The following is a 13,120-nucleotide window of genomic DNA, read 5'->3' as shown; positions in this document are numbered from 1 at the left end:
GACTCCGGCCCGTTGACCGCCGCGATCACCGCACCCTCGGCCAGCGTCGCCAGGACCTCGACCTCCGGCGCGTTGACCGCCGCCATCGCACCGCCGGCCGGCAGCGCCTGCATCAGCCGCGCCCGCGCCGCCACCAGGCGGGCAGCGTCCTCCAGGGAGAGCACCCCGGCCACGTACGCGGCCGCGACCTCGCCCACGGAGTGGCCGACCACCGCGTCCGGCGTCACCCCGGACGCCGCCAGCACCGCCGCGACACCGACCTCGAACGCGAACAGCCCCGTCTGCGCGTACAGCGTCCGGTCCGCCAGCGTCTCGTCGACGCCCTCGGCACCGAGCACCACGTCCCGCAGCGGGATCCCGAGCTCCGACTCCAGCAGCCCGCACGCCCGGTCGAAGACCTCGGCGAACACCGGGCTGCCCTCGTACAGACCCCGGCCCATGCCGGTCCACTGCGAACCCTGGCCCGCGAAGACCAGGCCCACCCGGGCCCCGGCCCGCGCCACCCCGGTGACCGCGGCACCCGCCGACGCTCCGTCGGCGACCTGCTCCAGGCCGGCCGCCAGCTCCGCACGGTCGGCGCCGACCACCACGGCCCGGTGCTCGAACACCGACCGCGTCGTCGCCAACGACCGGGCCACGTCGGCCGGTTCCGACTCCGGCCGCTGTGCGACCCACGCGCGCAGCCGGCCCGCCTGGGCCGCCAGCGCCTCCGCCGAGCGGCCCGACACCACCCACGCACCGGCACCGGGCAGCACCGACGCCGGCTGCGGCACCCGCGGTACCCGGACGGCTTCGGCGGCCGGCGCCTCCTCCAGCACGACGTGGACGTTGGTCCCGCTGATCCCGAACGCCGACACACCCGCCCGGCGGGTGTGCTCCCCGGCGGGCCACGGCGTCGGCTCGGCCAGCAGCCGCACCGCGCCCGACGCCCAGTCCACGTGCGGCGACGGGTCGTCCGCGTGCAGCATCGCGGGCAGCTCGCCGTACTGCAGCGCCATGACCATCTTGATCACACCGGCGACGCCGGCGGCCGCCTGGGTGTGCCCGATGTTGGACTTCACCGACCCCAGCCACAGCGGCCGGCCCTCCGGCCGCTCCCGGCCGTACGTGGCGAGCAGCGCCTGCGCCTCGACCGGGTCGCCGACTCTGGTCCCCGTCCCGTGCGCCTCCACCGCGTCCACGTCGGCCGCCGAGAGGCTCGCGTTCGCCAGGGCGCGGCGGATGACCGCCTGCTGGGCCCGGCCGTTCGGGGCGGTCAGGCCGTCGCTGGTCCCGTCGGAGTTGATCGCCGAGCCGCGCAGCACGGCCAGCACGGTGTGGCCGTTGCGCACCGCGTCGGACAGGCGCTCCAGGACGACCAGGCCGACGCCCTCCGACCACACCGTCCCGTCGGCGCCGGCCGAGAACGGGCGGCACACGCCGTCGGAGGACAGCGCCCGGAGGCCGCTGAACGCGACGAAGTTCCCCGGGGTGGCCATCACGGACACGCCGCCGGCGAGCGCCAGCGAGCACTCGCCGGAGCGCAGGGCCTGCACGGCGAGGTGGATGGCGACCAGGGAGCTGGAGGCGGAGGTGTCGACGGTGAGCGACGGTCCGTGCAGCCCGAGCAGGTACGAGATCCGGCCGGACATCACGCTGGTCGTCGTGCCGGTGAGCAGGTAGCCCTTCACGCCTTCCGGCGCCTCCTGCAGCCGGGGGCCGTACTCCCTCGGCTCGGCGCCCACGAACACGCCGGTCCGGGTGCCGCGGATCGCGGACGGGGTGATCCCGGCGCGCTCCAGCGCCTCCCAGGACGTCTCCAGCAGCAGCCGCTGCTGCGGGTCCATCGCCAGCGCCTCGCGCGGCGGGATGCCGAAGAAGGCCGCGTCGAATCCGGCGGCGTCGTCGAGGAAGCCGCCCCGGGTGAGGTAGGTCTTCCCGGCGCTCTCCGGATCCGCGCCGTACAGGGTGTCGAGGTTCCAGTTCCGGTCCGCGGGGAAGTCGGACAGGGCGTCCCGCCGGTCGGCCAGCAGGCTCCACAGGTCCTCGGGCGAACGGACCCCGCCGGGGTAGCGGCAGCTCATGCCGACGATCGCCAACGGCTCCGCACCGGTTGCGGCGAATTCCGTCAGGGCCGGCCCATCAGTCTCGTTCACAAATCCCTCGGCATTCGGGAGGTCGGGAGTTCGATACCTGGTCGAAGGTCTTTCAGCCAAGGAGGAACAGCAACGCAAAAAGGGCTGAACGAAAGGGCTGAAGAGAAGGGCTGTACAAGGAGAATGGAGCAAAAGGCCCGCCGGAGCCCCGACGGTCAGGATATGAGCCGGCCCACCCGGACAACCACGTGTTCAACCGTGAAAGGCGCGCCGGTTGATCGGCGCGCCTTTCAAGAACGGTCGGGGGGAACACCCCGGCGTCCCCCACCGTCAGGCGACGGCGTCCTCCACGGCCGCGACCGCGGCCAGCTCCGGCGAGGTGAGCCGCATCGTCGTCGGCCCCTCGCGGCGGTCGGCGAGCAGGTGCAGGCGCTGGACGCCCTCGCCGACGGGCTCGCCGAGGACGGCCAGGCAGGCGCACGGGTCGTTGGCGAAGCCCGCGAACCGGTAGGCGATGTCCATCATCCGGTTGCGCTCGGTCTGCTTGAAGTCGGCGACGAGGTGCACGCCGGCCCGGGCCGCCTGGTCGATCAGCCAGTTGAGGATGACCGCGCCGGCACCGAAGGTCACCACGCGGCACGAGGTCGCGAGGAGCTTGAGGTGCCACAGCTCCCGGTGGCGCTCCAGGAGGAGCACACCGACGGCGCCGTGCGGACCGAACCGGTCGGCGAGGGCGACGGTGAGCACCTCGTGGTCCGGGTCGGCCAGCAGCGCGCGCAGCGCGGCGTCGGAGTAGTGGACGCCGGTCGCGTTCATCTGGCTGGTGCGCAGGGTCAGTTCCTCGACCCGCGAGATGTCCTCCTCGTCGGCCCGCTTGATCTCCATGACGAGGTCGAGGGTGCGCAGGAACTCCTCGTCGGGGCCGCTGAAGGTGTCCTTCTCGGCGTCCCGGCGGAAGCTCGCCTGGTACATCTCGCGGCGGCGCCGGGCGTCGACCGTGACGATCTCGGGGCTGAACTCGGGCAGGCCGGTGAGCTCGGCCGCCTGGTCGGCGGCGTAGCAGCGGATGTCGGGCGCGTGGAAGTTCACCTCGGCGCGCTCGGTGGGCAGGTCGTCGATGAACGCGACGGCCGTCTGCGCGAAGTTGAGCCGCTCGGCGATCAGCTTGACCGCGTCGGACTTGCGGCCCCACCCGATCTGGGGGTGCACGAAGTACTCGGCGAGGCCCAGTTCTTCGAGCCGGCCCCAGGCGAGGTCGTGGTCGTTCTTGCTGGAGACCGAATGCAGGACTCCCCTGGAGTCGAGCTCGACGATGGTGTCACGGATTCCGGGGAACAGTTCGACGTTGGGGTCCTCCAGCAAAGTGCCGTCCCAGACGGTGTTGTCCAGGTCCCAGACCAGGCACTTCACGAGGGTTGGCTTCTCAGCCACGGGGTTCTCCTACCAGCTTCGGTCGGACTTCGGTCGGACTTCGGTCGGGACGGACGTCAGTCGGTGAGCGACAGGGCGTGGTCCGCCAGGATCAACTGGCAGATCTCGTTGCTGCCTTCGATGAGCTCCATGAGCTTCGCGTCCCGGAACGCACGGGCCACCACGTGCCCGTCCTCGGCGCCGGCCGACCCGAGGAGCTGGACCGCGGTGGCCGCGCTCCGGGCGGCGTGGCCCGCGCTGACGTGCTTGGCGAGGACCGCCATCAGGCCCATGTCCGGTGCGGCGGAGTCCCATTGCCCGCTGGCGTGCTCGCACGCGCGGAGCGCGACCTGCTCGGCGATGAGCAGCTCCGCCAGGTGCGCGCGGACGAGCTGGTGCTCGGCGAGCGCCACGCCTCCCTGTTGCCGGTGCCTGGCGTGCCGGGTGGCGGCGGCCAGGCAGGCCTGGAGGATGCCGGCGCAGCCCCAGGCGATCGACACGCGCCCGTAGGAGAGCGCCGTCGTGAACAGCATCGACAGGGGCTGCCCGCCGCCGCCCAGCACGTGGGTGGCCGGCAGCCGGACGTTGTCGAGGCGGATGTTGGCGTGGCCGGCCGCCCGGCAGCCCATCGGGCTGGGCACCAGCTCGATGTGCACGCCCGGCGCGTCCACGGGGACGATCGCGGCGGCGGCGCCCTCGCCGTCACCGTGCCGGGCGATGATCAGGACGAAGTCGGCGTAGCGGGTGCCGGTGACCCACTTCTTCTCGCCGTCGATGACGAACCCGTCCCCGTCGGCCTTGATGCGGGTCTGCATGGCCGCCAGGTCGCTGCCGGCGCCCGGCTCGCTGAAGCCGACCGCGGTGAGCTTCCCGCCGGTCAGCTCCGCGAGGAAGGTGCGCCGCTGCTCCCGGTCGCCGAAGCGCTGGATCGTCCAGGCGACGATGCCCTGCGAGGTCATGATGGACCGCAGGGAGCTGCACAGGCTCCCGACGTACGCGGTGAGTTCGCCGTTCTCCCGGCTGCTCAGCCCCAGGCCGCCGTAGGACGCCGGGACCTGCGCGCACAGCAGGCCCTTGGCCCCCATGGTGTGCAGCAGGTCGGCGGGCAGTTCGCCCGCGACGTCCCAGGCGGCCGCCCGGGCGCCGACGAGCCCGCCGATGAAGGCGCGCTCGTCGGCGAGTCGGTCAGGCATTCCCGGCCGCTTCCGTGTCGCCCTTCAGGCGCAGCACGAGGCTGCTCATGCCCACCACGGTGCGGAAGTTGTCGAGCTTGAGGTCGGCGCCGACGATGGCGATGTCGTACGCCTCCTCCAGGTGGACGACGAGCTGCATCGCGAACATCGAGGAGACCACACCGGACGCGAAGAGGTCCTGGTCCAGCTCGACGTCGGTCTTGATGCGCTCGGTGAGGAAGCCGAGGATCTCCTTCTGGAGGGTCTCGGCGGTCAGCGGAGTGTTGTCCCCATGGACGGTCACGATGCGACCTTTCCGTAGTCGTAGAAGCCCCGGCCGGTCTTCCGGCCGAGGTGGCCGTCCCGCACCTTTTCGAGCAGGAGGTCACAGGGGCGGCAGCTCTCGTCGCCCCGGCGCTCGTAGAGCACGTTCAGCGAGTCGACCAGGTTCTCCAGGCCGATGAGGTCGCCGGTGCGCAGCGGGCCGGTGGAGTGTCCGAGGCAGCCCTCCAGCAGGCCGTCGACGACCTCGACGGAGGCGACGCCCTCCTGGACGAGCATGGCCGCGGTGTTGATCAGCGGGTGCAGCAGGCGGTTGATCACGAAGCCGGCCGAGTCGTCGATGACGAGGGACTCGCGGCCGAGGACGGTGAGCAGCTCGACGGCCTGCTCCAGGACCGCGGGCTCGGTGCGCGGGCCGCGGATGACCTCGACCATCTTGATCATGTAGGAGGGGTTCATGAAGTGCACGCCCACGAGGTCCTCGGGGCGCACGATCCAGTCGGCCATCTCGTTGATCGGGATGCACGAGGTGTTGGAGATCAGGGTCGTGCCGGGCGAGACCACGCGGGAGGCCGCGGAGAGGACCTCCTGCTTGACCTTGTCGACCTCGGTGACGGCCTCGACGACGGTGGTGGCGTCCGCGATGTCGTCGAGGGAGACGCTGGTGGTCAGCGTGCCCTGCGGGCGGTCCGCCGGCAGCACGCCCATGAGCTGGGCGTGGCGCAGCTTCTGCTTGATGGTCTGCCGTGCCGTCTCCAGCACGGTCTCGTCGACGTCGACCAGGACGACGGAGACGCCGTGGCCGAGGGCGAGCGCCGAGATGTTGGTGCCCATCACGCCCGCGCCGATGATGGCGAGGCGGTGGTCCTCAAAAGCGGTCATGGATTCTTCCCTGCGGTGTGGTGAGCCGGTTCCTGACGGCAGGCCGGGTCGTGGCGACCCGGCGTGCCGTCAGCCGCCCGTCACCCGCGCAGTCGCGCGGCGAGAGCGGTGGGGGTCGGGTGCTTGAACACGTCGCCGAGCTCAAGGGACGTACCGGTGAGTTCTTCGATCTTCTGGGCCAGGACGGCCGCGAGCAGCGAGTGGCCGCCCGAGGCGAAGAAGTCGGTCTGTGCGTTCGCCTCGATGGTGAGCAGCTCGCGCCAGATCGCGACGAGGTCGCGGACGAGTGCGTCGTCCGCCCCCTCGTCCGGTCGGCCGGTGTCCTGGTCGAGTGCCGTCCGGGCGAGCGCCAGGAGGGCGTCCCGGTCGGGACGGCCGTCGGGTGTCCTGGGGAGGCGGGCCAGGCGGACGATCCGCCCGGGGATGCCGGTGGCGAACGGGCCGTCGGTGTCCGCGGCGGTCTCGGTCGTCCCGGCTGTCCCGGCCGTCCCGGTCGTCCCGGCCGTCTCGGCGAAGGCGACGACGGCGTGTTCGCCGTCGGGCTGCGGCACGGCGAGGGCCGCGGCCGCGATCACGCCGGGGCGGCCGAGCAGGTCGGCCTCGACGTGGCCGAGGCCGACCGCGCCGTCGCCGGTGGTGACCCGGCGGTCGGCTCGGCCGAGCCATTCGACGGTTCCGTCGGGCCGCCGGCGGGCGAGTTCCCCGGTGCGGTGGTGACGGCCGTGGCGCGGGTCGTCCGGGAACGCCGGGTCGTCCGGGCCGCTCAGGGCCAGGGCGGGTCCGGCGAGGCGGAGTTCGCCGCGGAGGCCGACGGGCAGTTCGCGCCCGTCGGGGGCGGTGACGAAGGCCCGGGTGCGGGCGGCCGGCCGTCCCCGGGCGGGCTCGTCGGGCCCGTCGACGCGGCCGGAGATGGCCCAACCGGTGGTCTCCGGGGTGCCGTAGCCGGCGTGCAGCCGGCAGCCGGCCGCGAGGAGCAGGCCCGCCGTTCCGGCGGACAGCTCGTCGCCCGCGGCCAGGACGGTCAGTCCGGGCAGTTGCCGGGCCAGGTCCGCCAGGAGGCGGGCCGGGGTGCCGGGCGGGACCACGGCGACGGTCGTGCCGTGGCGGCCGGCGGCGTCCCGGAGCGCGGCGCCGTCGGTCCGGGCCTCGTCGGGGACGACCACGCAGTGGCCGCCCGCGCTCAGCGGCAGGAAGGCGTCGAAGAGCGCGTCGAAGGTGGCGGGCGCGGCGAGCGCCGGGACGCCGGTGCCGGGCCCGACGCCGAGTTCGGCCGCGAAGTGGCCGACCGTGTCCGCGAGGCCCTCGTGGCTCAGCACGGTGGCGACCGGCTGCCCGGCGTCCCCGCAGGTGTGGAGCACGCAGGCGGGGCCGGCCGGTTCGGCGGCCTCGTTCGGCACGGCGGGACCGGGCGCCGGGGCGTCGGCCAGCGGAAGGACGGGGGGCAGGCCGGGCTCGTCGGGCAGCCGGACCCCGGTCCCGGTGAGGACGGCGGTCACGCGGGACTGCGTGAGCTGCCGGGTCAGCCAGGACGGGTCGTGCCCGGGGTCGAGCGGCAGGACGACGGCGCCGGCCCGCCAGACGCCGAGGACGGCGGCCGCGGCCTCGCCCCGGGGTGCGGCGACGGCCACCGTGTCGCCCGCGCGCACGCCGGCACCGGCCAGCAGCGTGCGGACGGCGGCCGCGGCCCCGTCCAGCTGCGCGTAGCTGACGGTGTGACCGCCGTCGACCACGGCCGGGGCGTCGGGCGCCTTCTCCGCCCAGGCGCGGAACGCCGCGGGCAGGGCCGGGTGCACGGCCGGGGCCGCGGCGCCGTCGGGCTGCCGGACGGCCCGGCGGTCGGCGTCGCTCCAGCCCGCCGTCTCGCCGAGCGGCCGGTCCGGGTCCTGGTCGGCCGCGACCAGCAGGGCGTCGAAGCGGTCCAGCATCGCCTCGACGTCGGCGCGGGCCAGCGTCTCGGAGTACCGGAACACGACCTCCGCCCGGGAGGGCGAGCCGACCAGTTCCAGGTCGAACTTGCTGTGCGGGTTCTCGACCGTCAGCACCCGCGCCGCCATGCCGTCGACCGACAGTTCGACGGCCGGCGCCTCGGGCAGGAAGTTGAACAGGTGCCGGAAGAGCTGGGTCTGCCAGGACGTGCCGATCCCGGGGAGTTCCCCGGTCAGCTCGTCGACCGGGGTGTCGGCGTGCGCCATCGCCCCGAGGAACGCGTCCCGGGCCCGGCGGGCGAGGACGCGGAAGCCCTCGGCGAGGTCCACCCGGATCCGGACCGGCACCACGTTGACGTGGTAGCCGATGGCGGCGGTGTTCGCCCCGCGGACGTTGACCGGGGAGCCGACGACGAGGTCGGGTCCGGCGCCGTGCGAGGCGAGCAGGGCGGCGTACGCGGCCAGCATCACCGCGCCGAGCGGCGCCCTGGTCTCCCGCTGCAGCCGCACCACGGCCTGCTGGGCCCCGGCGGAGAGCGCCCGGCTCGCGCTGGAACCCGCCGTCCTCGGTTGCCGGCCGCGCGGGGTGCCGCACCAGAGGTCGAGGCCGTCCGGCTGGAAGCCCTCCAGGGTCTCCCGCCAGTAGGACAGGTCGGCGGGCCGCGGCTCGGGCTCGGCGAGGGCCGGGGCCGGCGCAGTCGCCTGCGCCGGCACCGGACGTCCCGCCGCGATCGCGTCGTAGACCGGGATGAACGCCTGGAGGAAGAGGGCGACGGAGACCATGTCGAACACCAGGTGGTGCACCGCCACGCAGAGGACGTCGCCGTCCGGGTGGGCGGCGAGTCCGACCCGGACCAGGGGCCGCCCGTCGAGCGGGAAGGGGCGGTCGGCGAACGCCGTGAGGTCCCCCTCCAGCGGGCCGCCCGACAGGTCGAGCGGCTCGACGTCCAGGGCGAACTCGCCTGCGGGGACGACCTCCTTGACCAGGTCCGCCCCGGTCGTGCGGTAGACGGTCCGCAGCACCTCGAACCGGCCGGCCACGATGGCCAGAGCCGCCCTCAGCGCGTCCGGCCGGAGCCGGCCGCTCACCTGGAGGCCGAGCCCCAGGTTGTTGACCCCGGTCCCGGGGACCAGCTGCTCCAGCAGCCAGAGGGCCTTCTCTTTGCTCGAGGTCTTCATCGCACTCAGAATTCGGCGCTGTCGAGCAGGGCACGGACCGTGGAGTCGTGACGCAGCAGGTCGACGTGGCCGATCTCCAGCTCGATCCGCCGGCCGAGCGCCTTGGCCGCGTTGACGACGGTCGCCGCGCCGGTCCGCTCGAGCTCGGCGTAGTCGGAGGAGGTGATGGAGAGCGAGTCGCCCCAGGCCCGGCTCGGGTCGATCTGGGAGGCGGCGGAGAGCCACGTCATGTACGACTCGAAGAGCAGGACGACCTCGTCCCGGCGGGCCTCGGCGAGGCCGATCCGCTGGAACGCGATGGAGGCCATCTCGCGGTAGAGGCCGACGATCTCGACGGCGGCGTCGAGCAGGCCGACCGACGGGGTGCCGACGATCTCGGCGGCGCGCTTCCGGGCGTGCTCCGCCTCGTCCGCGGAGAAGACCGGGCCGGCCAGCCCGATCATCTTGTGGATCTCCGATTCGAGCAGCTGCAGGTCGGTGACCTGGGCGTCGAAGAGGATCACCTTGGGTGCCTTGCCCTGCTTCCGGGCCAGGCGCTCCGCGATCTCCCCCGCGTAGACGCCGCCGACGCAGTAGCCGAGCACGGCCACCACCTCGTACTTCTCCCACTCGCCGTCCCGCATCCAGAAGTCGGTGTAGAAGTCGCCGGACGGCCGGTCGGCCAGGCGGACCGGCGGGGGCGTGGTCTGCAGGATGCCGTGGCCGGACCAGGCCGCACCCATCTTCTCGGCGAGGTCCTCGAACCCGGCCTCGCGGCGTCCGGCCGCCGGGAAGTCGATTCCGAGAATCAGGGAGTTCGACGTGGGGGCGGTTATGACGCTCCAGGCGTTCTCGTTCGGCACTTTCTCATCCCGTCTTCGGAGTCGGATGGCTGGATTTCCTGCGGTGCAGCCCGCGGAACTGGTTTTCGAAAAGCCGGTCGGATTCCGGCGCGGTCCCGGATTCCCGGAAGACCCTCATTGGTCGCCGGCACTTTCCGGGAGCGCCGCCGTCAGCTCGCCGAGCAGGAACTCCGCGATCGCTTCCGGCATGTAGAGGTCATAGACGAAGCCCTCCGGCAGTTTAAGTCCGGTCAGCTCGGTGACGCTTTCCCGCAGTTGAACGGCCGTCATGGAGTTCATGCCCATCTCGAAGACGTCGCCGTTCGGGCGGACCCGGTCGACCGACGGGTAGCCGAGGATCGCGGCGATCTCCTGGCGCACCAGGTCGAGCATCAGCTCCTGCCGGCCGGCCCCGGAGAGCCCCGCCAGCTGCCGCACCCAGGCGAGGTGCCCGGGCCCGGGCCGGCCCTCGTCGTCGCCCTGCGGGCCGGCCGGCGGCGCGAGTTCGCGCTCCCGTCGGCGCCACGTCGAGAGCTGCGCCAGGACCGTGCCCAGCGGCATGTCGTCCCGCAACGGCTCGTCCAGGCCCAGGACTTCGGCCAGGGCGGCCATGTCCTTGTCCTCCAGCGCGGCCCAGAACCGCTGCTCACCCGGTGAGGCGGCACCGGCCGGGACCGGTCCGGAGCCGGGCCGGACGGCCGGCGGCTGCGGCCAGTAGTGCTCCCGCTGGAAGGCGTAGGTCGGCAGCTCGACCCGGCTCCCGCCGCCCAGGACCGCGGCCCAGTCCACGGCGACCCCGTGGACGTGGAGGGCGGCCAGTCCGGCCGTGAACGACCGCAGTGCCCCCTCCCCATGCCGCAGCGTCCCGGTGACGGTGGTCTCGGCCCGCAGTCCCTGGTCGTCCAGGGCTCGGGTGACGGCGGTGGTGAGCACCGGGTCGGGACTGACCTCGACGAAGGCGCTGTACCCGGCGCCGGCCAGGGCGTCCGCCAACTCCCCCACCGGCACGGCGTCCTGCGGGCCGGCGCACCAGTGGCCGGCGTCCAGGCCGGCGCCCTCGACCCAGGCCATGGCCCGGGCGGAGAACACCGGCACCGTGCCCGCCCGCGGGCGGACGGCGGCGAGTTCCGGCAGGCCCGGGTCGGCGCCGGCCGGGGAACGGCCGGCCAGCACGGCGAGCCTGGCCGCGTCCGCCGTCGACAGCACACCGGCCACCTGCGCGGCCGCGAGCTCGCCCACGGCGTGGCCGGCGACGGCGGCCGGGTGCACGCCCGCCGAGCGCCACAGCGCGGCCAGCGACACCATCACCGCCCACAGCACCGGCTGGAGGACCTCGGGGCGGTCGAGCGCCGGACCGGCCGGCCCCTCGCGCAGCACCTCGGTCACCTTCCAGTCCACGTACGGGGCCAGGGCCTCCTCGCACACCGCGATCCGGGCCGCGAAGACCGGCGCCTCGTCCAGCAGCGCGGCGGCGGAACCGAGCCACCGGGAGTCGCTGCCGGGGAAGACGAACACCGGCTTGCGGCCCGCGGCCGCGGTGCCGGTCAGGACGTCCTTGGTCGGCACGCCGGCGGCGAGCACGGCGAGGCCCGCGAGCAGGCCGTCCCGGTCCCCGCCCAGCACGACCGCCCGGCGGTCGAAGACCGTGCGCGTGGTGGCCAGCGAGAACCCGATGTCCACCGGGTCCGCCTCCGGCCGTTCGAGCAGGGACTCGCGCAGCCGCCCGGCCTGGGCCCGGAGCGCCTCCGCGGTCCGCCCGGACAGCACCCAGGGCACCACCGCCGGGGGTGCCGACGGCGTGGCGGGAACGACCGGGCCGGCCATGGCGGGGGCCTCCTCGACGATGACGTGCGCGTTGGTGCCGCTGATCCCGAACGAGGAGACGCCCGCCCGGCGCGGACGCCCGTCCGCCTGCCACGGCACCGGCTCGGTCAGCAGCCGCACCCGGCCCTCCGACCAGTCGACGTGCGGCGTGGGCTCGTCCACGTGCAGCGTCGCGGGCAGCCGGCCGTGCTGGAGGGCGAGGACCATCTTGATCACACCGGCGATGCCGGCCGCGGCCTGGGTGTGCCCGATGTTGGACTTCACCGAGCCGAGCCAGAGCGGCCGCTCCTCCGGCCGGTCCTGCCCGTACGTCGCGAGGATCGCCTGGGCCTCGATCGGGTCGCCCAGCCGGGTGCCCGTGCCGTGCGCCTCGACCGCGTCGACCTCGTCCGTGTGCAGGCCGGCGTTGGCCAGGGCGGCCCGGATCACCCGCTGCTGCGACGGACCGTTGGGGGCGGTCAGACCGTTCGACGCGCCGTCCTGGTTGGTCGCGCTGCCCCGCAGCACGGCGAGCACCCGGTGCCCGTTGCGCTGCGCGTCGGACAGCCGCTCGACCACGAGCACGCCCGCGCCCTCGGCGAAGCCGGTGCCGTCCGCCGCGGCGGCGAACGCCTTGCAGCGGCCGTCCGGAGCGAGCCCGCGCTGCCGCGAGAACTCGACGAACGTGCCCGGCGTGGCCATGATCGTCACGCCTGCGGCCAGCGCCATCGAGCACTCGCCGGACCGCAGCGCCTGCGCGGCCAGGTGCAGCGCCACCAGCGCCGACGAGCACGCCGTGTCGACCGTCACCGCCGGCCCCTCCAGGCCGAACGTGTAGGCCAGCCGGCCGGACAGGATGCTGGTCGCGATCCCGGTCATCAGGTGGCCCTCGGCCTCGGCGCCGCCGTGCGCCAGCACGCTCATCTCGTACCCGGACGTGTACCCGCCCACGAACGTGCCGGTCTGGCTGCCGCGCAGGGACGCCGGGTCGATGCCGGCCCGCTCGAAGGCCTCCCAGGAGAGTTCGAGGAGCAGGCGCTGCTGCGGGTCCATCGCCAGCGCCTCGCGCGGGCTGATCTCGAAGAACCCGGCGTCGAACGCGCTGGCGTCCTGCACGAACCCGCCCGCCTGGGTGTACGAGGTGCCGGTGTGCGCGGCGTCCGGGTCGTACAGGCCCTCCAGGTCCCAGCCGCGGTCGGCGGGGAACGCCGAGATCGCGTCCTGCCCGTCGGCGATCATGCGCCAGAGGTCCTCGGGGCCGGTGACCCCACCCGGGAACCGGCAGCTCATCCCGACGATCGCGATCGGCTCGTCGTGGGCCGCCGCCCCGACCGGGACCGGGGCCTCCGGGCCGGTGGCCGTCCCGCCGCCGAGCCGTCCGCGCAGGTGCCCCGCGAGGGCGGCCGGGTTCGGGTAGTCGAAGACCAGCGTGGCCGGCAGCCGCAGCCCGGTCGCCGCGGTGAGCCGGTTGCGCATCAACTTGCCCGCAGCCTTGCCGAGTTGGGCGGCCTGCTCGGGGCTCGCACCGAGCTGCGCGGTGAGCAGGCTCGTCCCCTTCTGCTGGCCGACGG

Annotated in this window: 8 protein-coding genes; all 8 read right to left on the bottom strand. The window is 74.1% G+C overall.

All coding sequences use genetic code 11. The features are described 5' to 3' along the window. The coding region (locus ABZ885_RS25390) for a type I polyketide synthase (protein ID WP_360192889.1) at positions 1 to 2,135 on the bottom strand (2,135 nt) is incomplete at its 3' end. A gap of 270 nt (positions 2,136 to 2,405) precedes the next feature. Continuing rightward, a complete protein-coding gene (locus tag ABZ885_RS25385; RefSeq protein ID WP_360192886.1) occupies positions 2,406 to 3,506 on the bottom strand; it encodes an HAD-IIIC family phosphatase in 1,101 nt (366 codons plus the stop codon). A gap of 56 nt (positions 3,507 to 3,562) precedes the next feature. Next, a complete protein-coding gene (locus ABZ885_RS25380; protein WP_360192884.1) occupies positions 3,563 to 4,678 on the bottom strand; it encodes an acyl-CoA dehydrogenase family protein in 1,116 nt (371 codons plus the stop codon). Continuing rightward, positions 4,671 to 4,961: an acyl carrier protein gene (locus tag ABZ885_RS25375; protein WP_360192881.1), complete on the bottom strand. Its 291-nt coding sequence runs from the start codon at positions 4,959 to 4,961 to the stop codon at positions 4,671 to 4,673. The genes ABZ885_RS25380 and ABZ885_RS25375 overlap by 8 nt, the downstream gene beginning before the upstream one ends. Then, the gene (locus ABZ885_RS25370; protein ID WP_360192879.1) at positions 4,958 to 5,821 is read right to left on the bottom strand and encodes a 3-hydroxyacyl-CoA dehydrogenase family protein; all 864 of its coding nucleotides are present in this window, start codon (positions 5,819 to 5,821) and stop codon (positions 4,958 to 4,960) included. The genes ABZ885_RS25375 and ABZ885_RS25370 overlap by 4 nt, the downstream gene beginning before the upstream one ends. Before the next feature lie 80 nt (positions 5,822 to 5,901). Further along, on the bottom strand, positions 5,902 to 8,925 hold the full coding sequence (locus ABZ885_RS25365) for a condensation domain-containing protein (RefSeq protein WP_360192876.1): 3,024 nt from the start codon (positions 8,923 to 8,925) through the stop codon (positions 5,902 to 5,904). A gap of 5 nt (positions 8,926 to 8,930) precedes the next feature. Then, positions 8,931 to 9,767, bottom strand: coding sequence for a hypothetical protein (locus ABZ885_RS25360; RefSeq protein WP_360192873.1), 837 nt, complete (start codon positions 9,765 to 9,767; stop codon positions 8,931 to 8,933). Between the two features lie 114 nt (positions 9,768 to 9,881). Then, a partial coding sequence (locus ABZ885_RS25355) for a beta-ketoacyl synthase N-terminal-like domain-containing protein (RefSeq protein WP_360192870.1) occupies positions 9,882 to 13,120 on the bottom strand: 3,239 nt, incomplete at its 5' end.

The organism is Kitasatospora sp. NPDC047058 (genome assembly GCF_040643935.1).
Classification (GTDB): domain Bacteria; phylum Actinomycetota; class Actinomycetes; order Streptomycetales; family Streptomycetaceae; genus Kitasatospora.
Note: the sequence above shows the minus strand (reverse complement) of the source record. Positions and strands in the feature narration are given on the sequence as shown.